This is a genomic window from Collinsella sp. An271, assembly GCF_002159695.1.
GTDB classification, from domain to species: domain Bacteria; phylum Actinomycetota; class Coriobacteriia; order Coriobacteriales; family Coriobacteriaceae; genus Collinsella; species Collinsella ihumii.
Genome location: NZ_NFJE01000002.1, coordinates 22251 through 47355, shown reverse-complemented (window position 1 = coordinate 47355; position 25105 = coordinate 22251). Strand labels below are relative to the sequence as shown.

General features: G+C 65.9%; 19 protein-coding genes and 1 other RNA gene. 17 read left to right on the top strand and 3 right to left on the bottom strand.

Going from position 1 to position 25105, the window contains the following annotated elements; translation table 11 throughout:
* From ftsW to B5F74_RS01780, 12 genes are all read left to right on the top strand, one after another.
* Positions 1–1587, top strand: a complete 1587-nt coding sequence (gene ftsW / locus B5F74_RS01835; protein ID WP_143753735.1) for a putative lipid II flippase FtsW — start codon at positions 1–3, stop codon at positions 1585–1587.
* A complete protein-coding gene (murG, locus tag B5F74_RS01830; RefSeq protein WP_087199547.1) occupies positions 1577–2704 on the top strand; it encodes an undecaprenyldiphospho-muramoylpentapeptide beta-N-acetylglucosaminyltransferase in 1128 nt (375 codons plus the stop codon). Before ftsW ends, murG begins: the two co-directional genes overlap by 11 nt.
* Before the next feature lie 117 nt (positions 2705–2821).
* On the top strand, positions 2822–4246 hold the full coding sequence (gene murC / locus B5F74_RS01825; protein ID WP_087199545.1) for a UDP-N-acetylmuramate--L-alanine ligase: 1425 nt from the start codon (positions 2822–2824) through the stop codon (positions 4244–4246).
* Positions 4247–4249: 3 nt separating this feature from the next.
* The gene (murB, locus tag B5F74_RS01820) at positions 4250–5161 is read left to right on the top strand and encodes a UDP-N-acetylmuramate dehydrogenase (RefSeq protein ID WP_087199543.1); all 912 of its coding nucleotides are present in this window, start codon (positions 4250–4252) and stop codon (positions 5159–5161) included.
* A complete protein-coding gene (locus B5F74_RS01815) occupies positions 5118–6677 on the top strand; it encodes an FtsQ-type POTRA domain-containing protein (RefSeq protein ID WP_239283316.1) in 1560 nt (519 codons plus the stop codon). The genes murB and B5F74_RS01815 overlap by 44 nt, the downstream gene beginning before the upstream one ends.
* A 432-nt stretch (positions 6678–7109) precedes the next feature.
* A complete protein-coding gene (gene ftsZ, locus B5F74_RS01810; protein WP_087199541.1) occupies positions 7110–8252 on the top strand; it encodes a cell division protein FtsZ in 1143 nt (380 codons plus the stop codon).
* Positions 8253–8430: 178 nt separating this feature from the next.
* Positions 8431–9213 (top strand): polyphenol oxidase family protein, encoded by a 783-nt coding sequence (locus B5F74_RS01805; RefSeq protein ID WP_087199539.1) that lies wholly within the window; start codon positions 8431–8433, stop codon positions 9211–9213.
* A 307-nt stretch (positions 9214–9520) separates the two neighbouring features.
* Positions 9521–10378 (top strand): PhoU domain-containing protein, encoded by an 858-nt coding sequence (locus B5F74_RS01800; protein ID WP_087199537.1) that lies wholly within the window; start codon positions 9521–9523, stop codon positions 10376–10378.
* Positions 10379–10513: 135 nt separating this feature from the next.
* Positions 10514–11248 (top strand): YggS family pyridoxal phosphate-dependent enzyme, encoded by a 735-nt coding sequence (locus B5F74_RS01795; protein ID WP_087199535.1) that lies wholly within the window; start codon positions 10514–10516, stop codon positions 11246–11248.
* Between the two features lie 70 nt (positions 11249–11318).
* Complete coding sequence (locus tag B5F74_RS01790; RefSeq protein WP_066832981.1) at positions 11319–12044, top strand: cell division protein SepF; 726 nt, start codon at positions 11319–11321, stop codon at positions 12042–12044.
* 36 nt (positions 12045–12080) lie between these two features.
* Complete coding sequence (locus tag B5F74_RS01785; RefSeq protein ID WP_273341262.1) at positions 12081–12326, top strand: YggT family protein; 246 nt, start codon at positions 12081–12083, stop codon at positions 12324–12326.
* 60 nt (positions 12327–12386) lie between these two features.
* Positions 12387–13085, top strand: a complete 699-nt coding sequence (locus tag B5F74_RS01780; RefSeq protein ID WP_087199531.1) for a DivIVA domain-containing protein — start codon at positions 12387–12389, stop codon at positions 13083–13085.
* Positions 13086–13223: 138 nt separating this feature from the next.
* Here the strand turns inward: B5F74_RS01780 and rnpB are convergent.
* Positions 13224–13585: RNase P RNA component class A (gene rnpB / locus B5F74_RS01775), an RNA gene on the bottom strand.
* Positions 13586–13880: 295 nt separating this feature from the next.
* On the opposite strand from rnpB, the gene B5F74_RS01770 reads away from it, so the two are divergent.
* From B5F74_RS01770 to B5F74_RS01760, 3 genes are all read left to right on the top strand, one after another.
* The gene (locus tag B5F74_RS01770; protein WP_066832973.1) at positions 13881–14933 is read left to right on the top strand and encodes an inorganic phosphate transporter; all 1053 of its coding nucleotides are present in this window, start codon (positions 13881–13883) and stop codon (positions 14931–14933) included.
* Positions 14934–15029: 96 nt separating this feature from the next.
* Complete coding sequence (locus B5F74_RS01765) at positions 15030–15653, top strand: DUF47 family protein (protein ID WP_087199529.1); 624 nt, start codon at positions 15030–15032, stop codon at positions 15651–15653.
* Between the two features lie 231 nt (positions 15654–15884).
* Positions 15885–16520, top strand: coding sequence for a YigZ family protein (locus B5F74_RS01760; RefSeq protein WP_087199527.1), 636 nt, complete (start codon positions 15885–15887; stop codon positions 16518–16520).
* A 332-nt stretch (positions 16521–16852) separates the two neighbouring features.
* Here the strand turns inward: B5F74_RS01760 and B5F74_RS01755 are convergent, their stop codons facing one another.
* On the bottom strand, positions 16853–19558 hold the full coding sequence (locus B5F74_RS01755; protein WP_158095662.1) for a cellulose biosynthesis cyclic di-GMP-binding regulatory protein BcsB: 2706 nt from the start codon (positions 19556–19558) through the stop codon (positions 16853–16855).
* A 409-nt stretch (positions 19559–19967) separates the two neighbouring features.
* Here B5F74_RS01755 and B5F74_RS01750 point away from each other — a divergent pair, with 409 nt between their 5' ends.
* Both B5F74_RS01750 and B5F74_RS01745 read left to right on the top strand, forming a co-directional pair.
* Positions 19968–21248: an O-acetylhomoserine aminocarboxypropyltransferase/cysteine synthase family protein gene (locus tag B5F74_RS01750; RefSeq protein WP_066832964.1), complete on the top strand. Its 1281-nt coding sequence runs from the start codon at positions 19968–19970 to the stop codon at positions 21246–21248.
* A 196-nt stretch (positions 21249–21444) separates the two neighbouring features.
* Positions 21445–22395 carry an alpha/beta fold hydrolase gene (locus B5F74_RS01745; protein WP_087199524.1) on the top strand — a complete coding sequence of 317 codons (951 nt, stop codon included), beginning with the start codon at positions 21445–21447 and terminating at the stop codon, positions 22393–22395.
* A 554-nt stretch (positions 22396–22949) separates the two neighbouring features.
* Here B5F74_RS01745 and B5F74_RS01740 read toward each other — a convergent pair.
* The gene (locus B5F74_RS01740) at positions 22950–25061 is read right to left on the bottom strand and encodes a cation-translocating P-type ATPase (RefSeq protein WP_087199522.1); all 2112 of its coding nucleotides are present in this window, start codon (positions 25059–25061) and stop codon (positions 22950–22952) included.
* Between the last annotated feature and the right edge of the window lie 44 nt (positions 25062–25105).

The following is a 25105-nucleotide window of genomic DNA, read 5'->3' as shown; positions in this document are numbered from 1 at the left end:
GTGGGTAACGACACGAAGATGCAGGAGCGGACGCCGCACCCGCGGCAGGACGCGCGGGGCGGGGCCCCGACGCGCCGGGACCAGGCTGGCACCGAGCGCCGCCGCGCCGGAGCCCAGCGCCAGTCGGGCACCGCGCAGGACGGCATCGCCGAGCGCCTGATCGCCGGCGTCCCCGCGCGCATCATGCGCCCCCGCCTCATCTTCCTGTGCTGCCTGGTTGCGCTCGTCGCGTTCGGCCTGCTCATGGTGTACTCCGCCTCGGCGGTCGAGGCCGCCTCGGACGGGTACGCGCCCACGCACTATCTGGAGCGCCAGGCGCTGTTCGCGCTCGGCGGCACCATCCTCATCGTGGTGATGGCCTTCATCCCCAACCTGTTCGACCACTTCAAGCGCTGGCTCGCGTGGCCCCTGTGGGGCGTCGCCCTCGTGCTTTTGGCCGCCGTGACCCTCGTCGGCATGGTCGGCGGCGGCGCGCAGCGCTGGATCAGCCTCGGCTTCTTCACCCTGCAGCCCTCCGAGCTGCTCAAACCGGCGCTCATCCTGGTGGTAGCCAAGCTTTTGTCCGAGTACTATGCGGAGCGCGCGATCGACATCAACACGTATGCGGCCCGCATGGCGATCGCCGTGGGCGTGCCGCTCGTGTTCATCATCGTCCAGCCCGACCTCGGCACGACCCTCATCATCGGCATGACGGTGTTCACGATGATGTTCCTGGCCGGCCTCCCTGTCCGCTACGCCCTGTTCTTCGTGGCGGTGATCGCGGTGGGCGGCGTTCTCGCCATGATCGCGGCGCCCTACCGTCTCCAGCGCTTCCTGGTCACGATGGACCCCTGGGCCGATCCGTATGGAGACGGCTACCAGGCGACGCTCGCCATCATGGCGTTCGCGTCGGGCGGGCTGTTCGGCCGCGGCATCGGCAACTCGACCATCAAGTACAACTATCTGCCCGAGGCCCATAACGACTACATCCTGGCCGTCATCGGCGAGGAGCTCGGGTTCGTGGGCACGGTGCTGTTCTTCGCGGTGTTCGCGCTGCTCATCTGGAGCGCGTTCAAGATCGCGAGCGAGTCCCAGACCGTGTTCGGCCGCCTGGTCGCCGAGGGCTGCGCCGTCGTGCTCGCCGTGCAGTTCCTCGTCAACGCGCTCGGCATCATCGGAGTGCTGCCCATGACGGGAAAGACCCTGCCCTTCATCAGCTACGGCGGATCCTCGATGATCGCGAGCATGATCCTCGCCGGCCTGATCCTGCGCGCGTCGATCGAGTCCGAGGCGCAGACCGTCTACGACATGCGCCGCGACAGCTTCGCCGTGATGTCTCGCGGGGACGCGGGCTCGGCGCATGTGGGCACGTCGACGGCGGGCGAGGCGCGTCCGCGTCGCACCAGCGGGTTTTCCGTATATGATGGAGCGGGTGCGGGCGGCCGCCAGGCTGCGCCCGCGCACCCGCGCACGGCGCGTCCCGCCCGCGACGGCTCCTTTGGGCGCGTCGACCTGGGGCCCGATAGCGCCGATCGCCTGAGAAGCCGCGGCCCGCAGGTGCGCCGTGCGCCGCGGACATCATCGAGAAGGGATCGTTATGACCGATAAGCTCTCTGTTGCCATTGCCGCCGGCGGCACCGCGGGCCACGTGAACCCGGCGCTCGCGCTGGCGGAGGAGCTCGCGTCCCGCGGCGATTCCGTTCGCTTCTTCGGGGAGACGCGCCGCCTGGAGGGCACGCTCGTGCCCCAGGCCGGATTCGAGTTCTTCCCCGTCCAGGTGACGGGGTTCGATCGCGCCCGACCCTGGACCCTCGTCACGGCGCTTGCGCATCTGGTGCGCGAGGAGCGCCGCCTGATCGCGGCGTTCAAGGCCGACCCATCGCTCATGCCCGACGTCGCGGTGGGCTTCGGCGCCTACGTCGAGCTGCCGCTCATGCGCGCGGCGGCAAAGCTCGGCATCCCGGTGGTGCTGCATGAGCAGAACTCGGTGCCGGGACTTGCCAACAAGCAGTCCGCCAAGAGCGCGGCGCTGATCGCCATCGCACAGCCGAGCGTGCGCTCCGTGTTCGAGAAGCACGCCGGCCCCTCGACCGCGATCGAGCTCACGGGCAACCCCGTGCGCCGGTCGGTGCTCGCGGGCGATCGCGCCCGCGGTCGCGCCGCCCTCGGGGTTCCGGAGGATGCGACCCTGCTGCTCGTGTTCGGCGGATCGCTCGGCGCCCATCACCTGAATCAACGCATGGTTGAGCTCAAGGAGCGCCTGCTGGGGCTCGATGGCGTCTATGTCGTCCACTCGACGGGCAAGGATGACTTCGAGGCCACGCGCGACGCGCTGGCGTGCACGGAGCAGGAGGCCCTCCGTTATCGCGTACAGCCCTATATCGACGGCATGGGCGACATGCTCGCCGCCGCCGATCTCGTGCTTTCCCGCTCCGGTGCCTCGTCGGTTGCCGAGATCGCGGCGCTGGCCGCCCCGTCCATCCTGGTGCCGTACCCGCTGGCGACGGCGGACCACCAGACCACCAACGCGCGCTTTCTGGTCGACGCCGGCGCCGCCGTCATGTTCGCCGACGCGGATATCGACGGCGAACCCTTCGCCGACAAGCTCATCGGCCTGCTCGGGGATCCCGCCGAGCGCGACCGCATGCGCGCGGCCGCCCGCGGTCTTGCGCAGGACCAGGCGGCGGTGCGCCTGGCGGATGCCGTGGAGGGGCTGCGCCGCTGACCGTTCAGGCGTGCAGACGGCGTGGCCGGCCAATCAATCTCCCCGCGCGCGGCCCGTTTGCGTTAGAGTAGTAGGCTGCTGCATTACATCGTCGTCCCAAGGGGAGACCAATTCGACATGGCACAGACTAGCACCACCATCGCGCCTTCGTTCAAGAGCGCTCACTTTATCGGCATCGGCGGAGCGGGCATGAGCGGCATCGCGCTCGTCCTGCACGAGCGCGGCTTCGACGTCACGGGTTCCGACCTCAAGACCTCCCGCTACATCCGCCAGCTCACGAGGGCCGGTGTCGACGTGCGCGTGGGCCACGAGGCCAAGACCATCGATGAGGTCATGCCCGACGTCGTGGTGGTCTCCACGGCGATCCCCGACACCAACCCCGAGGTCGTTCGCGCCCGCGAGCTCGGCATCCCCGTGTGGCCGCGCGCCAAGATGCTCTCGGCGCTCTCGCAGGGATACACCACCATCGCGGTCGCCGGCACGCACGGCAAGACCACGACGTCGTCCATGTGCGCCACCATGCTCGACCGCATGGGGCTCGATCCGAGCTTTCTGATCGGCGGCATCGTCGAGGGCTACGACACCAACGGCCGCAACGGCAAGGGCGCATACTTCGTCGCCGAGGCCGACGAGTCCGACAGCTCGTTTCTGTATCTCGACCCCAACGTGGTGGTCGTCACCAACGTCGAGGCGGACCACCTCGATCACTACTCGGGCATCGAGGAGATCGAGGCGACCTTCGTCAAGTTCATGAATCTCGTGGGGGAGGACGGCACCGTCATCGTGTGCGGCGAGTCCTCGCACCTGGTCGATCTTGCGCGCTCGACCGGCCTGCACGTGGTGACCTACGGTTTCGACGCCTCCTGCGACGTCGTGTGCACGCCGGATGCGGCCGGCCACGGGCTGGCCTCCCGGTTCGGCGTCAAGCTGCCCGACGGCACCGAGCGCCAGGTGACCATCAAGAGCAACCCCGGTCGCCACAACATGCTGAACGCCTCCGCCGCGCTGACCGTCGCATGGGCCGTGGGCGAGGACACCGAGGCCGCCGCGCAGGCGCTGTCCTCGTTCGAGGGCGTGCGCCGTCGCTTCACCCACGTGGGCGACGTGCGCGGCGTCACGCTGGTTGACGACTACGGCCATCATCCCACCGAGATCGCCGCGACGCTGAACGCGGCGAGCTCGCTTGACTTCAAGCACGTGGACGTCGTGTTCCAGCCGCACCGCTACTCGCGCCTGCAGGCGCTCGCCGACGATTTCGCCGACGCGTTCGCCCAGGCCGACAAGCTCATCCTGATCGACGTGTTCCCCGCCGGCGAGATGCCCATCCCCGGTGTGACGAGCAAGATGCTCGCCGACCTGGTGGCCGAGCGCCATCCGGGCAAGCGGGTGCTCTACGCGCCCGACCGCGCGACCCTCATGGGCTATCTCGACGCCGAGGTGGAGGAGGGCGACCTGCTCATCACCATGGGGGCGGGCGACGTCACCCAGGTCGGGCCGGAGTATCTCGACCACGTCGCCGAGGCGAACAGGGACGGCCGATAGGCGATGGGCCTGTTCAACGCCGTGATGGCGCTCTCGGGCGCCATCGACACCGATGCGATCGAAGGCGAACGCCTCGCTCGCCATACGAGCTATCGTATCGGCGGCAAGGCGGCGCTGTTTCTCACCTGTCACAGCTACCATGCCCTGCGCCGCGCCGTCGAGGTGCTGACGCGCGAGTCCGTGCCGTGGGTCATCCTGGGCAAGGGCTCCAACCTGCTGGTCTCCGACTCCGGATACGACGGGGCGGTCATCACGCTCGGGCGCGAGTTCCAGCGCTCGGTGCTTGCCGAGGACGGCTGCACGCTCACTGTGGGAGCCGGCGTCATCCTCGCCCGCCTGGTGAACGACGCCCTGTCACGCGGGCTGTCGGGCCTGGAGTTCGCCGTCGGCATCCCGGGCACCGTGGGCGGGGCCGTCTCCATGAACGCGGGGACCCGCACCGAGTGGATCGGCTCGCTCGTGGAGGACGTTGTCACCTACAAGCCCGGCTCGGGCATCCGCCATTACAGCCACGACGACGTGTACTGGGCGTACCGCGAGAGCGGCATTCCCCGTGACGAGATCATCCTCGAGGTCACCTTGAAGTTGAAGCCGGGCGACAAGTCCGAGATCCGCTCGAAGATGGAGCAGTCGCTCGTCAGGCGTCGGCGGACCCAGCCCATCGGGTCGGCGTCATGCGGGTCGGTGTTCCGCAATCCCGCCGACAGAAGTGTGGGAGCTATGGTCGAGGAATGCGGATTGAAGGGTTTTTCCGTCGGCGGGGCCGAGGTGTCGCGGGTTCACGCTAACTTTATTGTGAACAACGGCACGGCGACCGCAAGCGATGTGGTCGCCGTCATCCAGCACGTGTACAAGACGGTAAAGGAAACGTATGGCGTCGAGCTCAAGCCGGAAGTCAAATTCCTCGGCTTCTAAGCAGAAGCCCACCTTCCGGCGCTCGACCGGTGCCCCTTCCTCACGCAGCGCCTCGGGCGCTCGGCCGAAAGCGGCATCGCCGGCGCCGGTTGCCCATAGCGCGCATGCCCCTGCCCGCACGTACGTGGCGCCCACGAAGCGCGCCGCGGTCAACCACGTCTCCTCTGCGCGCGCCTCGCGCTCCAAGCAGATGTCGGCAAAGCCCCTGGGCACGCGGTCGGGATCTCCCTCCGTGCGCCCTGCGGCGCGTGCGAGCGCGTCGGCCGCGCCGACCAAGCGCAAGGTCGCTACCTCCATCAAGCGCGTCCCTTCCCGCCAGGCAGCTCCTGCTCGCGCCGCCGCCGCGAGCCCCGCGGCACGGCCCGCCCGGCGCGCACCCCAGACCAAGCTCGCCGCGCCCGTTTCCGGCCCCAAGGTCAAGGCCCCCGTCAAACAGAAGGCGAAGCCGGTCAAATCCGCGCCCTCGCTCGGCCAGGTGCGGGCGAAGGGGCCGACGTCCCACAAGTTCGATCTGAAGAGCTCCCAGCCCGTCAAGCTTCTGGCGGGTGCCGGCGCCGCGCTCTCGACCGCTCGGAAGGGGTTCGCTCCGACGGGTTCCGCGCAGCCGTCCGCCGCGGCGTCCGCGCGCGTGAAGCCGACGCTGCCGTCCGCGCCCCGCATCATCGTGGCCGTCGTGCTCGCGGTCGTGCTCGTGTTCGGCCTCGGTGCCGCCGTGCTGGTCAATTCAAGCTTCTTCTCGGTCACCGGCGTCGTCGTCAACGGCAGCGAGCACGTCCCGCAGCAGACCGTCGAGCAGCTCGTGTCGGTCCCCGAGGGGTCGACGCTGTTCAACGTGAGCGACGAGGACATCGCCGCCGCCTTGCTGCAGAACCCCTGGGTGAGCAGCGTCGATATCGAGAGGCAGTTCCCGCACACCATCGTGATCACGCCGGTTGAACGCAAGGTTCAAGCCATCGTCTACCTGTCCGCCGATGACATCGCGTGGGCGGTGAGCGAGGACTCTCACTGGATCGCCCCGGTCTCGCTCGCCTCCGCGAGCACGGGCCAGACCTCGACGGATAGCGCCGAGGGGGATGGCGGCGAGGGCTCGTCGACGGATGCGGAGGCCACGGGGACCACGGGGACCGCCGCGTCGGCGTCGTCCAGCAACCAGCAGAGCATCGACGCGGCGGTGGCGCTCGCTCGCCATGCGGGCGCCGTGCTGCTCTCCGACGTGGGGACCGACGTGTCCCCCTCGAGCGGGCAGGAGGTCACCGACGACACGGTCCTTGCCGGCCTGGAATACGCCAAGGGCTTCAGCGCGGACTTCCTGAGCCAGATCAAGGAGATCTCGATCCCCTCGGTCGAGGCCATCTCGTGCGATCTGGAGTCCGGCGTCGAGGTGTCGCTCGGCAAGCCCGAGGACATCCAGCAGAAGGAGCAGGTCGTGCGCCGCCTGCTGGAGCAGGAGCAGGGCGTGACCTATATCAACGTTCGCGTGGCCGATGCTTACACCTTCCGGAGCGCCACGGTGTAGGGCTTCGCCGGTTTGCTGCGCGTCCCGTGGCGTCGCGTGGATTGACAGTACGCATATGTCACACCGCTTGATTGAGAGTGCGCCTCAGGCACGCTTTTGTGCGAAAAGCGTGCCTGAGGCGCACCGTCAATCAGGCGGTGTGACCAGAGCGTACCTTCAATTGTCCTCTCGCTGCACGCGGGCAGATGGTTGTTCGGCGCGCGGAACCCCATGGATTGGGCCTGACCTGCGACGATTGCGGACCGCACCGTTCGCCGTCCGCGAACGGTTGAGGGATTTACCTGCGAATTTCACATTTAGAGGATGCCAAAGTTGACTTGACGCCGGATTATATGCAAAGATACAGCAGTTTACCTCGACATTTAATCTGTACTTGAGGGTTATAGTCGACAGGCCGCCAAGCGCTTACACCGATGTTCGGAGGACCGTAACATGCACGAGAACGAGATCAACAACTACCTTGCCGTCATCAAGGTTGTCGGTGTTGGCGGTGGCGGAACCAACGCCGTCAACCGCATGATCGAGGAGGGCATCCGCGGCGTCGAGTTCGTCGCCATCAACACCGATGCCCAGGCGCTGGCCATCTCCGACGCGGACATCAAGGTCCACATCGGCACCGACCTGACGCGCGGCCTGGGCGCCGGCGCGAACCCCGAGGTCGGCCGTAAGGCAGCCGACGAGTCCCGTGACGACATCGCCGAGGCGCTCGCGGGCGCCGACATGGTCTTCATCACCGCCGGCGAGGGCGGCGGCACCGGCACCGGCGCGGCGCCCATCGTCGCCGACATCGCCATGAACGACGTGGGCGCGCTGACCGTCGCAGTCGTCACCAAGCCGTTCACCTTCGAGGGCCGCAAGCGCAAGGCGTCCGCCGAGGAGGGCATCCAGACCCTCTCCGAGTGCGTCGACACCATGATCGTCATCCCCAACGACAAGCTGCTCGACATCGCCGAGAAGAAGACCACGATGCTCGAGGCCTTCGCGATGGCCGATGCCGTCCTGTCCCAGGGCACCCAGGGCATCACGGACCTCATCACCGTCCCCGGCATCATCAACCTGGACTTCGCCGACGTGAAGACCATCATGAAGCAGGCCGGCACCGCCATGATGGGCATCGGCACCGCGTCCGGCGACACCCGTGCGGTCGACGCCGCCCAGCAGGCCATCTCCAGCCCGCTGCTCGAGAGCTCCATCGACGGCGCCACGCGCGTCCTGCTCTCCATCGCCGGCTCCAAGGACCTCGGCATCCAGGAGATCAACGACGCCGCCGACCTCGTCGCCAACGCGGTCGACCCCGAGGCCAACATCATCTTCGGTACCGTCGTCGACGAGTCCCTGGGCGACCAGGTGCGCATCACCGTCATCGCGACCGGCTTCTCCGATGCGAACGTCAACCGCCAGGATCAGCTGTTCGGCCAGTCCTCGGCGAGCTCGCGCGCGTCCGAGCCGCAGCATGCCGCCCGCCCCTCCGGCTCCCAGAGCGCCCCGACCCGCAACATCGGCGGGACCGAGCTGCCGAACTTCGGCAACGACCAGTTCGAGCTCCCCGACTTCCTCAAGCGCGGCAACTTCTAAGCCGAACTTACATTGTCTTCAAAGCGCCCCGACTGCGGCTGGGGCGCTTTTTTTGTCTCGCGCGATGCATGGGCCGGATCCCTGCATGCGAGAGATGCGATGAGAAATCGCCCGCGCGCGTCATGGATGCGGCAGGCGGGGGATACTATGCTCAGAATCGATTGAAGGGAGGCCGACTATGGTCGAGCGCGTGCAGCACGGGACGGTTTCGCTGGTGGAGGGTTTCGACGGTCCGGTCAGGTTCGCGTTTACCGAGCGCACCGGCGGGGTTTCCCAGGCCCCGTACGAATCGTTGAATCTGGGCGCCCATGTGGGGGACGATCCCAAAGCCGTGGCCGAGAACCGTCGCCGCGTCCTCGCGGCGCTCGGCGCGGAGGACCTTGTTGACAACCTGCTCGTTCCCAATCAGGTCCATGGGGACGACGTGGTCGTCGTCGACTCGGCCGAACCCGAGGCTCTTTCCCGCGTCCGCGAGCTGATCGCGGCGGGGGCGGACGCCATCGTCTGCACCGTCCCCGACGTCCCGGTCATGCTCTGCTTCGCCGACTGCGTGCCGGTCGTGCTCACCTGTCCCGGAGGGTTTGCGGTCGTCCATTCCGGCTGGAAGGGGACGATCGCCGCCATCTCCGCCAAGGCGGCCCGCATCCTCATGGACCGCACCGGAGAGGACCCTGCGAGCATCCGCGCCTATATCGGTCCGCACATCCTCGGCGATGAGTACGAGGTCTCGCGCGATCTGCTCCAGCGTTTCGCCGACCGGTTCGACCGGATCGAGATGAACGCCGCACGTCTGCTCGACCTGTCGGCCGCGATAGCGGAGGCGCTGGAAGGGGAGGGGCTTTCCGCGGACGCCATATGCGACACGGGGCTGTCGACGATGCGCGAAAACGACCGGTTCTTCTCCTATCGCAAGGAAGCGGGAACCTGCGGCAGGCACGCCGCCGTGGCCCTCATGCGCTGATGGGGCCTTCTGGGCCGGTGCAAATCGGGGCGCGTGCCGGGTGCCGGGGGGTGCAAATCGGGGACGTACCTGTTGCGTGCACGCGTGCCGGGGACACCCGGCACGCGTGCACGCAACAGGTACGTCCCCGATTTGCACCCCCCGGCATGCGTGTAATCAGATTCCTGCGCAGTCTTTACATGCGCTTGACATCGCCTCTGTACACTAAGTGTGGTCTTTTCCGAACGCGAGCCGTTCTGTGGACGAGTCGCACGTACACGTCGTTGGCGGGTAGAGATACCTAAGTCGACCGATTGGAGATTCAGTAATGCGTAAGATGTTCTCACGTCAGCTGGTTGAGGCGCGTCACGAGATGCTTTCCATCTACGAGGCACTCGATTTGACGATGCACGATGCGGTCCGCGCCTTCGTGACCAACGACAAGAAGCTTGCCAGCAAGGCCCAGCAGAAGACCCTGCAGATCGATGCCCGCTGCGCGAACCTCGAGGCCGTGTGCTACAACCTGATCGCCACCCAGAGCCCGGTCGCTTCCGACTTCCGCCTGCTCCAGACCGTCATCAACATCGAGTTCAACCTGCAGCGCATCTGCGACAAGGTCCGCCGCATCGCCCGCGCCGCCAAGCACAAGGTGAACTCCGACATCGAGCTGCCCGCCGAGCTCGTCGAGATCATCGAGCAGGAGGCCTCCTACGTCTACAAGATCGTGGGCCGCTGCATCTCGGTGCTCGTGTGCAACGATCTGTCCCTCATGCGCGAGCTGCTCGTGCAGGACGACACGGTGCACGAGCTCTACGAGGAGTTCTTCCGCGCATACAACCGCATGTCCTCCGTCGAGCTCGCAGACGACAGCTCCTACGACGACCTGCGCCGCGCCATCATGGTCTCCCGGTACCTCGACCGCATCGCGAGCATCTCCATCGATGCGACGAGCTCCCTGTCCTTCCTGCTCACCGGCCAGCGCCTGAGCATCTCCGATATCGCCGAGATCGACGAGGACGAGCTGGAGTCCATGCGCATCCCGTCCGGCGAGGACGTCATCCTGCAGCCGGTCTCCGATGCCCGCTATGTGTCCAACCTGCCTGAGGACGAGATCACCGACGGCCTCAAGGCCCTCATCGCGCGCGCTGCCGCCGGCGATGACGACGAGGTCCTCGACGAGGAGTAGCCTCCTTCGCATACGATCGGTCGTCTGACATCTGGCATATATGTACAGACGATTGCCAAAGCACGGCTTCGCGCAGGCGGGGCCGTGCTTTCGCGTTACCATGGTGTTCGTACCGCAACAGATAAAGAGGCACCTATGGAACGCTATGAAGAACTGATTTCACGCCGTCGCCAGGAGATCTGCGAGCGCATGGCGGATGCCTTGGCACGCGCCGGGCGCGGTGCGGACGACGCGCTGCTCATCGCCGTCTCCAAGACGGTCGGCACGGACGAGGTTATCGCCGCGATTCGCGCGGGGTACCGCACCTTCGGCGAGAACCGCCCCCAGGAGCTCGTCCGCAAGCTCGCGGACCTGGCCGAGCGCGACGGCCTTCCGCCGGTGCGCTTCGATATGATCGGCAACCTGCAGACCAACAAGATCAACGCTGTGCTCGGCCGCGCCCAGCTCATCCACTCCATCCGTTCCCAGCACCTTGCCGAGGCGGTGTCCAGCCGCGCGGCGCGGCGCATCGAGGCGGGCGAGCTTGAGGCTCCGGTTGATGTGCTGCTCGAGGTCAACGTCAGCGGCGAGGAGTCCAAGTCGGGTTTCGCCCCGGACGAGCTGCGCGCCTGCATGGGTCAACTCGTGGAGCTTATGGGTATTCGCATCCGCGGCCTTATGACCATGGCCCCCAGAGGGGATAAAGATGCCGCGCGCCGGACGTTTTCGGGCCTGCGCGACCTGCGCGATGAGCTTCAGGTCGCCCACGGCATCGTGCTTCCGGAGCTCTCGTGCGGCATGAGCGAGGACTTCGAGATCGCGCTCGAGGAGGGTTCTACCATCGTTCGCCTTGGGCGAGTGGTGTTCGACCCTTCTTTTGCACTACAATAGGGGTGTCTGGGCGCATGCCCGACCTGCACCATCTATACGCCACATGCACCACGGGCAGAGAGGTACCATCGTGAGCTTTCTAGACGACATCAAGAACAGGATTTCTGAGCGCACGAATCGCGGTTTCGGGAACGATTCGTATGGAGACGAGGAGGGCTACGCCGACGGCTACTACGATGAAGCCGACGGTTCCTACGACGAGCGCGGCTACGGCCAATCCGAGTCCTACGGATACGAGCCCCAGGAATCCAGCCATGGCGTGCTGGGCCAGACCCATCGCGGCGAGGCCGAGTCGGTCGCCGTGTACACGCGCAGCGGCCAGCTCGTAGGCGATGCCGATCGTCACGCCACGACGTTCAACCCGCCGGCGCGCAGCGCCGACGCCGCGTACCGCCCCGGCGCCTACGACACGCCCTCGAGCTATGCCGAGACGCGTCGCCAGGCCGCCGCGAGCGCATACGCGCCCTCTCCGGCAGCAGCCGACACCACCGCGCACATCAGCGCCGTGGTCAACGGCAATCCGCAGCTGCCCGCCTACATCCTGCGCCCCGAGAGCTATGACGACGTCGAGACGGTCGTGCGCCGCGTGCGCACCCGCCAGCCGGTCGCGCTCGTCTTCGTGGGCGTCCGCACCGAGATCGCCAAGCGCGTGCTCGACTTCAGCTACGGTTTCGCCTGCGGCCTCGGCGCCTCGGTCAAGGAGCTGGGGGACCGCGTCTTCATCGTCCTGCCCCAGGGCTGCGAGATCAAGGATTCCGACCTCGCCAAGCTGCGGGACGACGGCTATCTCAAGTAACCGAGGAGTTCGATACCAATTTACACCTTGCTTCAAGTGCTCTCGACGCTCGTGAATTTCTACGAGATTCTGATCGTCGTCTACTGCCTGTTCAGCTTCTTTCCCATCCGACAGGGTGGATTTATGTACGATGTGGCGATGGTCCTCAACAGCCTGGTCGGGCCGTATCTCAATCTGTTCCGCCGCATCATCCCCCCGATGGGCGGTCTCGACTTCTCGCCGGTTATTGCGCTTCTTGCGTTGAACCTCGGTTTTCGGCTGCTCGTCAACATTTTGCTGTAAGATGACACGAGGCGCACGCCGCATCCTGGATGCGCCTCAGTGACGAAAAGGAGAACTACCATGGCTATCACACCTGCTGACATCCAGGCGCAGACCTTCTCCGAGGCCAAGCGCGGTTATGATCCCGGAGAGGTCGATGTGTTCCTCGAGCAGGTCTCTGCCGAAGTCGACGCCATGCTCAACAAGATTGTCGATCTGAAGGGTCGCCTGACCTCCGCCGAGCAGGATCTGGCCGATACGCAGGCCCAGCTCGCCGCCGCTCAGGCTGCCGCCCAGGCCGAGCCCGTTGCCGCCCCCGCACCCGCTCCGGCGCCCGAGTACACCGCCAGCGAGCGTCAGATCTCCGCTGCGCTCATCGCCGCCCAGCAGACCGCCGACAACATCATCTCCGAGGCGCGCGAGAACGCCGAGCGCATCCGCAACGAGGCCGACGCCAAGGCGCGCGAGGTCATCCGCCAGGCGCTCGCCGAGAAGCAGACCGAGATCGAGGAGATTGACCGTCTCAAGGCCTCCCGCGAGGAGTTCAAGAGCGAGTACCTCAAGCTCATTCAGCACTTCATGGACGACGCCCAGAACTCGTTCCCCAAGGACCTGCTGAGCTCCACCCCGAGCGGTTCCGCCGCCGCGGTGCCTGCGGCCGATCCGGCGCCCATGACCACGCCCACCCCGGTGCCCGAGCCCGCTCCCGCACCGATGCCCACCCCGGTCGCCGATCCGTTTGCCCCGATCGACAACTTCGGCGTTGACGACCTCGACTAGGTTTCAGGCTATTTTGCAGTCTCTAGGGCCGGTTGCACTACCTGTGCAGCCGGCCTTTTCTCGTTGCGGCCCCTGAACGCGATCGGGGACGCAGGCTCCATGCGCTTGCGTCCCCGATGTGCGTAATGAGAATAAGAAGGGCAAAGCGGGCCGATAAGCCGGGTTCTGTCGAGGACGGTCATTTATCTCGGCGCGCATGTCTCCATGCGGCTCCTCGCACGCTACCCGGACGCGGGTCGGGCCGACCCATGGCGCCCCTATTTGCGCTTGCTCCGGATGGGGTTTACCAAGCCGCCGTGTTGCCACGACGCTGGTGGTCTCTTACACCACCGTTTCAGCTTTTCCCTTTACGGCACGCCGTAGGTGGGAGTCTTCTTTTCTGCGGCACTGATCCGTCGGGTTGCCCCGCCTGGCCGTTAGCCAGCATCCTGCCCTGTGGAGCCCGGACTTTCCTCACGCCGAAATGGACGTTTCGGTCGCGCGACCGTCTGGCCCGCTTTGCGAAGGGCATTATAGCATGCCGCGCCCGAGCGAGGCGCGGCCTCGGGCGATCTCTCACACTGTCTATCAGGGGTTGGCTTACCTCGAGCTTACAAAGAGCTTACAAACAAGGTTGCTTGTAACGTATTGGCTAAGAAACGGTAAAGTGATACCCTTGTCACGCGCATACGCGCAGGTCCACGGGCTGTTTCACAATAATGCCCGCCCTATTGTGCTGTATGGTCCCAACGACCCGGGTGCTCCACCGATCGTTCGGACTGTATGCGCATGCGTTACGACGGAGGAGTTGGCGTCTTGGAAGTCTCTCTAGCTGAATTCTTGGGTCAAGTAACCTCGAACCCGATCATGGCGATATCGGTGTTGCTTACCCTCGGGGTCATCTTCGTCAACGGATGGACGGATGCCCCCAACGCTATCGCCACCTGCATCTCGACGCGCTGCATGAACGTGCGTCCCGCGATCATCATGAGCGCGATCTTCAATTTCTTGGGCGTCTTGATCATGACGCACCTCAACGCATCAGTAGCCTCAACAATCTCCAATATGGTCGACTTTGGCGGCAACGCCCACGAAGCGCTGATCGCCTTGTGCGCGGCGATGTTCTCCATCGTGGTCTACAGCGTGGGCGCGTCGATATTCGGCATCCCCACGAGCGAGAGCCACAGCCTGATCGCCGGCCTCACCGGCGCCGCGCTCGCCATCCAGAACGGTCTGGACGGCGTCAACGGCCAGGAGTGGATCAAGGTCATCTACGGCCTGGTGCTGAGCCTTGTTCTCGGTTTCGCCATCGGCTGGGCGATCTGCAAGGCACTGACGTATCTTTGCGCGAACGTAGATCGGCGCAAAGCCAACGGGGCCTTCAAGTACCTGCAGATCTTCGCCGCGGCGGCCATGAGCTTCATGCACGGTGCGCAGGACGGCCAGAAGTTCATCGGCGTGCTGCTGCTCGGCGTCGCGTTCGCCAACGGGCAGCCCGACCTCTCGGGCGCGGTCATCCCGGTGTGGCTGATGCTCCTGTGCTCCACGGTCATGGGTGTCGGCACGAGCGTGGGCGGCGAGAAGATTATCAAGTCCGTGGGCATGGACATGGTCAAGCTCGAGCGCTTCCAGGGCTTCTCGGCCGACCTTGCCGGCGCGTTCTGCATCCTGCTCTCGACCGTGTTCGGCATTCCCGTGTCCACCACGCACACCAAGACGAGCGCCATCATGGGCGTGGGCGCCGTCAAGCGTCTCTCGGCGATCAACATGAGCGTCGTGCGCGACATGATGCTCACGTGGGTCTTCACGTTCCCGGGATGCGGCCTTATCAGCTTCGTCATGGCCAAGCTGTTCATGCTGCTGTTCTAACGTCCGTATCAACCGTTTCGCAATGGACTTTCGCGGGCCGTCTGTCTGCGCGCGAAAGATGAAAGTATAGCGACTGCTACTTGGGAGGCAGGTCTCGTGGCCAGGAAAAAGGATTCTTTCTACTTCGATTCGTTCACCTCGTGCGGTCAACTCGCATGCCAGGCGGCTCAGCTGCTCGCCGACATCATGCGCACGTTCGACTCTGATCGCATCGGCGAGAACATCGACGCCATGCATGCGATCGAGCAGCAGGCGGACGAGCACAAGCATCAGGTGCTCGACGCCCTGAGCACGGCGTTCGTGACGCCGATCGACCGCGAGGACCTGGCCGAGGTGAGCGACTACCTCGACACCGTGGTCGACCGGATCGAGGGCGTGCTGCTTCGGCTGTACTTCGACAACATCCAGTCCATCCGTCCCGACGCGCTGCAGCTCGTCGAGATGATCGAGCGCAGCTGCCAGGAGATGTGCAAGCTTTTGGAGGAACTGCCGCAGTTCAGGCGCACCAACTCCCTGCGCGAGCATGTCATCGCGATCAACTCGATCGAGGAGGAGGCCGACCAGGTCTACATCAACGCCATGCGCAAGCTGCACACGTCGTGCGACGACCCCATGCAGGTGTTCACGTGGCACGAGGTCTACACGTTCTTGGAGTATTGCGTCGACAGCGTCGAGCACGTTGCCGACACGGTTGGCTCCATCGTGATGAAGAACAGCTAGGAATGCGCCGGTCAATCGCTTTCGCGCCTGCGGGAGATTGACGGTACGTTTTGCGAAGCCGATAACGGGCCCCATGTCGCTTGCATGGGGTCCGTTTGTTTTTTTGCGTCGCATCGGTCTGGCTCCTTACGGCAGAATCGCCCGACGCCTATGGTCCCGGCCCGTCTTCCTGCAAAACTTGATACGATTGGTAGCGGTTCGTTTTCGCCATGTTGAGTTCGAGGGACGGGTATGGAGAGCTATATCACGATGCGGGCAGGGGTCGAAGCGACCGGCGAGTTCATCGACCGCAAGAGCCGGTTCATCGCCCAGCTTGTGCACGTGGAGACCGAGCAGGAGGCTGCTGCCCACCAGGCGGCCATGCGCGCCCGCCATTTCGACGCGCGTCATAACGTGCCGGCGTGGATTCTGGCGGACGGCCGCGAACGGGCAAGCGATGACGGCGAGCCGCAGCGCACAAGCGGCATGCCCACGCTCGAGGTGCTGCGCGGAGCGAACCTGCGCGACGTCTGCTGCGTGACGACCCGGTATTTCGGCGGCACGTTGCTCGGGCCGGGCGGCCTGGTGCGCGCGTACACGGCGGCGGCGCAGGCGGCGATCGAGGCGGCGCGCGCGGCGGGCCAGCTCGTCGAGATGACGAGCGTCGTGCCGGTGGATGTTCGCATCGCCTATCCTCAGTACGAGCAGGTGCTGCACGTGGCGGACCATGCCGGCGCGCACGTCTCGGGAACGGACTTCACCGATTCGGTGTGCCTGCACCTTGTCTTCAAGGCGGGGGAGGAGGAGCCGTTTCTGGCCGCTCTCACCGAGCTGCTTGCCGGAAAAGAGGACGTCGACGTCGGTTCTCCGCGGTTCGCCGAGTTCTAGGCGCCCTCGTCCCGTTCATTCATGAATGAACGGGGGTGTCAAAAATGAGAATCCTGGGCAAACGCCAAAAAGCGCTCCGTTGATTCATGAATGAGCGAACGTATGGGGTGTGGCGGGAATCCTGGAGCGCGGGCGCGTGAACGACGGTACGCTATAGGCACACAGCTCAATCCACGGTACGCCATAGGCACGCTTTCAGACGAAAAACGTGCCTATGGCGTACTCTCGATAGGGCGGCGTGCCTATAGCGTACCGTCGATCTGGGGGGCGGGGCACTGGGCGGAAAGAGTGCGGGACAGAATCCGAGGGCGCCCGCATGGCGGATCGTGGCGTCAGTCGTCGTAGACGTAGTAGCCGGGGACCTGCTTGCGCCTGCGAGTCTCGACCGCGCGCGCGGGCTCCGATGGCGAAGCAAGATCTGCGGGCTCGTCTTTCGATTCCACCTCAGAACGAGGGCTCGCCTCCGCTTCGGCTTCCATCTCGGCTGCGGGCGCGTCTGCAGCGGCGGCGTCGGTCATGGGTGCTGGCTCGCGATCTGCCCTGGTATCCGCTTCGGTCCCCAGTGCCTGCTCGGCTTCATCGGGCTCCGCCGCCGTCTCGGCATCGGTCCCGTGTTCGGCCTCATCCTGCGCTTCCGCTTCCACCAGTTCCAAATCGCTTGCCGGTGCCTCGAACGTGAACGATCCGATGCCGAAATCGGAGTCGGCCTCTTCCCCCAACTCGTGTACGGCCGCGTCCTCATGAGCTGTCTGCTCGGCACGATTCGCCGCGGCCTCCGCGGCCCCGCGCTCGCGTCCCATGCGGTAGATATGCCGCGCCAGCAGGAATATCGCCACGATGAGCGCGGTTGCCAGCCCGCCAATGCCGCAAGCGATTACCACGGGGCTGCGCAGGTATCCGATCAGGCTCTGCAACACTGTCTGGGTGGAATCCGCTTCATCGGAGGCGGCCTTGTGCACGCTTGTCGTATCGCAGGAGAGGACGGTTCCGTCCGCGGAGACGGCGGCGATGGCCCCGTCGAGGGCGCCGAGGATCTCTCCGTTGCACAGCACGCCGCAGGCCCGGTCCTCTGCGCCTTCCGGGTACGTGATGACGTACACCGTGCGCGCGGGGTCCCAAGGCGACGGCACCGTCTGAAACACGACGGCGTCGGCCAGATCGTCGGTATCGAGGGGAAGGCTCCGGTCGGTGCGGTACGCGCCGTCCGAGCGCGGCACGGCGTCGAGCGCCTCCGCGATCTCGTCGGGGAGCTCGATGGTCGAGGCGCTTCTCATGTAGACGAGGTCGTGAGTACGGTCCCGCTCGTCTGCGGTGCTGCTCGGCTCCGCCAGCTCGAAGTCAACGGCCTGCAGGTTCGCCTGACCGATGCGCATGGCGAGGTTCAGCAGCGCGTCATCGAAGCCGTTGGCGTGGACGACGACCGTCCCGTCCTCCTCGCCGCTTGTGGATGCAAATGCAAACAGCCTGCTCAGCGACGGGCTGATGCTCTCGTCGCTGTGGGCAAGATGCACCGATGAGGAGCTCGAGATCGTGGTCGAGCCGGCGTTCTCGCTCTTGGTCGGGTCGACGTCCCCGGTGTAGTTGTTGACCTCGACCCGCACGTCGATGATGGGGCTCGTGCGAGCCGCTTGGGGAATCGACACGGTGAGGCTTCCGGCGTCGGCGTTGGCGTCAGACAGGCTCACGCTGTCGACGCGCTCGTCGTTGATGTAGACGGTCAGCTCCGCCTGCGCAGGGTCGAGGTTGTCCGAATGGCTGAACTCGATGGTCACCGTCGAGCCCGGTCCGCTCGCGACGCCTCCGGGCTGTGTCAGGCGAAACGAGGCGATCTCGCCGGACGATTCCTGCAGCGTCACGTCTTCGTAGCCGAAATCGGAGAGCTGGTAGGTGCCGTCGGCGCGCTCCTCCGGCGTCACGGAGGACGCCGATGCAAAGGACGATATGACCGCCGAGGTTCCCTCGAGCTCGGCCATGGTGTCGGGATCGGATGCTGCGTCCGCTGCAAGCGAGAGGCCTTGGTCGTCTTGCGCATACACCAGCAGGCGCGGGATCGACGTGTACGAGACCGAGCCCGCGGTCGCGACGATGCCCTCCCCGTCGCCGGCGCGCGCCACATCGAGGTCGCCGAACAGGCCCTTCCAGTCGGAAATGCCTCCGACCAGCACGTTTGCCTCCTCGGCGCTGCCCGCCGCGCTCAGGTCGATGGCCGACTGGTAGGGGACCTGCGCGCCGAATGCCGATGCGATGCACAAGGCGGCGTTGCGCGATGATGTCTGGCCGTCGGTGATGAAGGAGAGCGAGGTCTTGGGGTCGCTCAGCACGCTGCCGAACTGCAGGGGGTACCACGTCGCGTTCGTGCAGGCGGGCAGGCTCTTCACGCGCATCTGCATGGTGGACGACGCGTCGAATTCGACCCAGTTGCTCGTATCGCTCGAGGTGAAGCGTGCCTCGTAATCCTGCACGTCGGAGGCGTCGGAGGAGACGTCGGCGAGGACGAGCGCAAGCGTGACCGAATTGGTCGCGCCCACCTTGAAGACCTGGGAGGGGATGTTGCAGACGAGCCAACCGGTCCCGTCCGATCCGATCTTCTGCACGGGGATCGACTGCACGACCGTTCCGTTCAGGCTGATGGTCAGCGCGAGGTCGTCATCGAGATGCTCGCTGGCGGAGACGAGCAGATTCATGGTGCAGGTCCCATCGAGCTCCACGCCCGCAGGGATGGTGAAGAAAAACGTCTGCAGGTTATCCGCGGAATCCAGGGTCTGGCGTCCGGAGAACATCTGGATGTCGACATGGTCGGCGTACACGTCGAACGCATGGCCGTCGGCGGCAAGCGTGCTCGCGGTGCTGTCGACGATCGTCTCGTCTACGGCACCCGTCGCGTCCTGCTCTGCCGCGGCGAGCGATGGCGTGAGGGCGACGGCCGTCGCGGTCAGCGAAAGCGCGACGGCGAGCCGGGCCGTCGCGTGCATGCGCGCAAGGTGGAGGTGGCTTCCGCGAAGCGCCGTTGTGCGAGTGGAGCTAGCGGACCTGCTCATGGATGGGGCTCCGCGAAAAGAGGCGACAAGGGGCAGGCGAGGGCGCCACGGGGCGATGCTTCGGCGCCGCGTTCCCGCACACCGCACGGCGGGCTGTTCCGATGCTTGAGATAGCGTGCATGCAATCGCCCCCTTGTCCGGTCCGTTTATGCTGCAGTGAGAAGAAGGCATGCTCCATATAGAGAAAACTATAGCCTAGAGCAGGGAGAATGCCTAGAAATGGAGCCTGGGCGGGCGGATGGGGCATCGAACGTGGGGCCTATGCGGTACCAATGATCGGCGCGCGCGCAATCTTCGCGCGGGCGCGGCATGACTTTTGTTCGAAACATCGCTCGCCATCTGTGTCCGCACCGGCCGCCTTGCAGTATCCTTGCTAACGACGCAACGTCTCAAGCAAAAGGAGCAGAGCATGGCAGAGCATCTTGGAACGACCTGCGTGCAGGGCGGCTATCGTCCCGGCGACGGCGAGCCCCGTCAGGTCCCCATCTACCAGTCGACGACGTGGAAGTACGATACGTCCGAGCACATGGGTCGTCTGTTCGACCTCGAGGAGGCGGGGTATTTCTACACCCGTCTGCAGAACCCCACCAACGACGCCGTTGCGGCCAAGATCGCCGAGCTCGAGGGCGGTGCCGCCGGTATGCTGACGAGCTCCGGCCAGGCGGCGAACTTCTTCGCGCTGTTCAACATCCTAGGCGAGGGCGACCACGTGGTGGCGAGCTCCGCCATCTACGGCGGCACGTACAACCTCATCGCGCACACCATGAAGCGCATGGGCGTCCAGAGCACGTTCGTGGCCCCCGACTGCACCGATGAGGAGCTCGAGGCGGCGTTCCAGCCCAACACCAAGGCAGTCTTCGGCGAGACGATCGCCAATCCTGCGCTCGACGTGCTCGATATCGAGCGCTTCGCCAACGCCGCGCATGCGCACGGCGTGCCCCTGATCGTCGACAACACGTTCCCCACGCCGATCATGTGCCGCCCCATCGAGTGGGGCGCCGACATCGTGACGCATTCGACCACCAAGTACATGGACGGCCACGGCGCCGCCGTGGGCGGAGCCATCGTGGACTCCGGCAACTTCAACTGGGATGCCCATGCGGACAAGTATCCCGGCCTCACGACGCCCGACGAGACCTACCACGGCGTGGTCTACACCGAGAAGTTCGGCCAGGCCGGCGCCTACATCACCAAGGCGACCTCGCAGCTCATGCGCGACTTCGGCTGCATCCAGTCGCCGCAAAACGCGTTCTACCTGAATCTCGGCCTCGAGAGCCTGCACGTTCGCATGCCGCAGCATTGCAAGAACGGCCAGGCGATGGCGGAGTTCCTCGCCCAGCATCCCAAGGTCCGCTTCGTGAAGTACCCCGGCCTGCCCACCGACCCGTGGTACGAGCTCGCCCAGAAGTACCTGCCCAACGGCTCGTGCGGCGTGGTGAGCTTCGGATTCGTCGGTGGCCGCGCTGCCGCGGAGGAGTTCATGAAGAACCTCAAGGTCGCTCAGATCGCCACCCATGTCGCCGACGCCCGCACCTGCGTGCTGCACCCCGCCAACGCCACGCACCGTCAGATGAATGACGAGGAGCTGGCTGCCGCCGGCATCGCGCCCGACATGGTGCGTCTGTCCTGCGGCATCGAGGACACCGAAGACCTCATTGCCGACGTCGAGCAGGCCCTCGCCGCCGTGTAGCGGCCGAGCAATCGTTGTCGATAGGGTGCCGGCGGGATTGGATCTCGCCGGCACCCTTTTCTTGACCCGCGGTCGTTTGCCGGGCTGTGCGACCGATCCGGGGCGCCGCCTGCCGGATACCGATGAGGGTCTCGCAAAGGCGGGGCGACCCGTTAGGATGGTAGGGAAACGACCGCGTGTTGCGAGGTGTCCGCCCATGAAGACCACAGCCCTGTCCTATCTCAGCGCCGACGGCGTCTCCACCGTGCGCGCCTGGCTGTGGGAGCCCGACGGGAATGCCGAGGCTCCTGCGGCAAGGCGCGGCCTTGTCCAGATCATCCACGGCATGTCCGAGCACGCGGGCCGCTACCTGCCGTTCATCGAGTACCTGTGCGACCACGGCTTCGCGGTGTGCGCCAACGACCATGTGGGCCACGGCCGCACCGCCGCCTCCGAGGAGGAACTCGGCCATATGCCGTTGAAGGACGGCGAGGATGTCCTGATCGGCGATGTCCATGCGCTGCGCATGCAGGCGATCGCCCGGCTCGGCATCTCCACCCCCTATATCCTGTTCGGCCACTCGATGGGCAGCTTCATCGCGCGCATCTACCTCACGCGCTACGCCTTCGGCGTCCGCGCCGCGATCATCTGCGGCACCGGCCAGCAGCCGCTTCTGCTCACGGGCGTCGGCCGCGTGTTCACGGGTATCGTGTCGGCGGTTCGCGGCGAGCGCCATCGGAGCCGCATCGCGCATGCGCTCGGGGCGGGCGGATTCGGCCGCGCCATCAAGGACGCGCGGACCGATGTCGACTGGATTTCTACGGACCCCGAGGTCGTCGACGACTATCTCTCCGATCCGCTCTCCGGCCAGGTGTTCACCGTCGGCGGGTACGGCACGCTTTCAAGGCTCGCTGCCGACGCGCAATCGCCCAAGCTGGTCGCGCGCATCCCGCACGGGCTTCCCATGTTGTTCATCGCGGGCGGCGAGGACCCGGTGGGGGAGCGCGGGCGCGGTGTCCATCGCGCCGTCGAGCAGTGCCGTGCGGCGGGTATCGAAGACGTCGACGAGATCATCTATCCCGGGGCTCGCCACGAGATCCTCAACGAGCCCATCCGTGCCCAGGTCGAGACCGACGTGCTCGCATGGCTCGAGCGCCACAGGCTCTAGGGAAGCGTAGACCAATCCGTCCCCTCGTGTAGGACGCGGAGGCACGGTCGCGCGGGGCGCTGCGCGCAAAGATGGATGGCCTATACGTGAGCTGCGGTCTTCCGGGGCGCCTTTCGCGCTCCGCCACCGCGCGACGGGCGGATTCCGGGGTCCTGTATGCGCGCGGTGGGGAAACCGCACCGCAAATCCGCAGGATTGAGGGGGTCAAAGTTTTCTGAAAATGAATTTGGTATCAAATCGGGAAGTATACATGGAAAACGGCCATATCTGACAAGCTTCTGACCTGCGGTTTCTCTGGCCGGCCGATCTTAGTGGACCCGGGAGGGGCTTCCGATTCGCTCTCAAGAGGCCCTTCTTGTCCAAGATTTGATGCCAAATTCAAAACGGGGCGTCCCCGCACCTTGGAAAACCTTTTATCAAGGTGCGGTTTTGCACACGAGCGGATACAGCGGCCCTCTCGCACCCCGGGAGCCCGGTCGGCGGGGAGGGGAACGCGCGGGTCGCCCCTGCCAGCCCAGAGATCCAGGTGCCCTCCACGGGCTGTAACCCCGCCGCTAGCGGCGCTTCCAGCCGAGCAGCAGCGCCGAGTTGGAGATGACGAGCACCGAGCCCGCGTTGTGGACCAGCGCGCCGACGACGGGGTTCAACACGCCTGTGATGGCGAGCGCGATGGCGATGAAATTGAGCGCCATAGAGAAGGTCATGTTGATCTTGATGGTCGAGATCATGCGACGGCTGAGCGCCAGCAGGTGGGGCAGCTCGGCGACGTCGTCCGAGACGAGCGCGATATCGGCGGCATCGACGGCGATGTCGGAACCGATGCCGCCCATGGCGATGCCCACGCGGGCGCGCTTCAGGGCCGGCGCGTCGTTGACGCCGTCGCCGACCATGCAGACGGCCCGGCCCGCACGCTCGCTCTCGTCTATCCAGGCGAGTTTATCTTCGGGCGTGCAGCCCGAGCGGAAGCTTCGGATATCGAGCTGGGATGCCATGGCGGCGGCTGCCGCCTCGTTGTCTCCGGTGAGGAGCACGGGCTCTGCGCCGGTTGCGCGGATGCGGGCCACGGTGTCGCGGGCGTTCTCGCGCGCGACATCGGAGAGGGCGATGAGGCACGAGGCGATCTCGACGGGCGACACGGATGCCGGCGCGCCGTCCACCTCGACGGTGAGCGCGTCCGCGCTGCGGGGATTGAGGCAGGCTGCGTAGGTGACGGTGCATCCCGTATCCAGATGGCGCTGCGCGCGCTCGAGCAGCGACGCGGAAAGGTCGATGCCGCGCTCCGCCATGAGCTCGAGATTGCCCGCGATCACCGTGACGGGACCCGATTCGCCCATGCAGACCGCCTCGACGCCGCGGCCGGGGATCATGGAGAACGACGCGGGTGCGCGCAGCGTCTCGCTGGCGCCCGATGCGTCCGAGCGCGCGCGGTATCCTTCCACGATGGCGCGTCCCAGCGGATGCTCGCTTTTGGTTTCCGCTGATGCGACGAGGGCGAACAGCTCCTCGGCCGCGCGCCCGTCCGCATCGTCTGCGCTCTCGACGGCCACGACGCGCGGCGTTCCGTAAGTGAGCGTGCCGGTCTTGTCGAGCGCCACGGCCCGCACGGACGCCAGGCGCTCGAGCGCATCGCCCTCGCGCACCATGAAGCCGTGCTTGGTGGCGTTGCCGATGGCTGCCATGATGGCCGTGGGCGTCGCCAGCACGAGCGCGCACGGGCAGAAGACCACGAGGATCGTGACGGCCCGGATGATCTCGCCCGTTGCGACCCACGTTACGGCGGCTGCGCTCAGCGCGATGATGACGATCCAGACTGCCCAGCGATCGGCAAGGCGCACGACGTTGGCCTTGCTCGCGTCGGCCGACTGCACGAGGCGGATCATGCGCTGAATCGAGCTGTCCTCGCCCACGCGCGTTGCCACCATGTCGAAGCTGCCGAATTGGTTGAGCGTGCCCGAGGAGACCTCGTCGCCGGCGGCCTTGTCGACGGGGATGGATTCACCGGTCATGACGGATTGGTCGATGGAGGTCTGTCCCGCCACGATCACGCCGTCGACGGGGACGGTCTCGCCGGGGTTCACCCGCAAAAGGTCGCCCACCTGCACGCTCTCCGCCGCGATTTGCTCCCCGGATGCATGGTCGAGTCGCGGAAGGACGGCGGCGCATGCCAGCTCGGCCGGGGTCCCGTCGATGCGGGCGGATGACAGCGCGTTCTGCACGCGCTCGGCAAGCTCGGCGCCGGGGCGGGCGATGAGGCGCGCCGTGCGCGGCGTCAGGTGGACGAGCTTCTCGATGCCGGCGCGCGCCCGCTCGACCGTGAGCTCTTCGAGCAGGCCGCCGAGCTGCATGATGAAGGCGACCTCTCCTGCGGCAAACGTCTCGCCGATGGCGACGCTCGCGATGAGCGCTATGGCCACCAGCACGTCTGCGGTGATGTCGAATTCGGTGACGAGGCCGATGACCGCCTCGCACAGGATGGGGATGCCGCACAGCACGATCGCTATCCACGCCGGGTCGAAGGGAAGCGCCTCGCGCATGCCTTGCGGCTCGAACAGGCTGATGAGCAGCGCGATGCCGCCGATGGCCAACAGGGCGATGTCCTTCTTGACACCACCCCAGCCGAGCGCCTCCTCGAGGCGCCCCATGATGCGGTCGATGCGCTGCTTCATGGCCGAACTCCTCCGTTACACGTCGATTACCAATACCCCTATGG

Bases quoted from the DNA above. Each gene is read 5' to 3' on its own strand.
- murG (WP_087199547.1), top strand. From the start codon at position 1,577: ATGACCGATAAGCTCTCTGTTGCCATTGCCGCCGGCGGCACCGCGGGC.
- murC (WP_087199545.1), top strand. From the start codon at position 2,822: ATGGCACAGACTAGCACCACCATCGCGCCTTCGTTCAAGAGCGCTCAC.
- murB (WP_087199543.1), top strand. From the start codon at position 4,250: ATGGGCCTGTTCAACGCCGTGATGGCGCTCTCGGGCGCCATCGACACC.
- B5F74_RS01815 (WP_239283316.1), top strand. From the start codon at position 5,118: ATGGCGTCGAGCTCAAGCCGGAAGTCAAATTCCTCGGCTTCTAAGCAG.
- ftsZ (WP_087199541.1), top strand. From the start codon at position 7,110: ATGCACGAGAACGAGATCAACAACTACCTTGCCGTCATCAAGGTTGTC.
- B5F74_RS01805 (WP_087199539.1), top strand. From the start codon at position 8,431: ATGGTCGAGCGCGTGCAGCACGGGACGGTTTCGCTGGTGGAGGGTTTC.
- B5F74_RS01800 (WP_087199537.1), top strand. From the start codon at position 9,521: ATGCGTAAGATGTTCTCACGTCAGCTGGTTGAGGCGCGTCACGAGATG.
- B5F74_RS01795 (WP_087199535.1), top strand. From the start codon at position 10,514: ATGGAACGCTATGAAGAACTGATTTCACGCCGTCGCCAGGAGATCTGC.
- B5F74_RS01780 (WP_087199531.1), top strand. From the start codon at position 12,387: ATGGCTATCACACCTGCTGACATCCAGGCGCAGACCTTCTCCGAGGCC.
- B5F74_RS01760 (WP_087199527.1), top strand. From the start codon at position 15,885: ATGGAGAGCTATATCACGATGCGGGCAGGGGTCGAAGCGACCGGCGAG.
- B5F74_RS01755 (WP_158095662.1), bottom strand. From the start codon at position 19,558: ATGAGCAGGTCCGCTAGCTCCACTCGCACAACGGCGCTTCGCGGAAGC.
- B5F74_RS01750 (WP_066832964.1), top strand. From the start codon at position 19,968: ATGGCAGAGCATCTTGGAACGACCTGCGTGCAGGGCGGCTATCGTCCC.
- B5F74_RS01745 (WP_087199524.1), top strand. From the start codon at position 21,445: ATGAAGACCACAGCCCTGTCCTATCTCAGCGCCGACGGCGTCTCCACC.
- B5F74_RS01740 (WP_087199522.1), bottom strand. From the start codon at position 25,061: ATGAAGCAGCGCATCGACCGCATCATGGGGCGCCTCGAGGAGGCGCTC.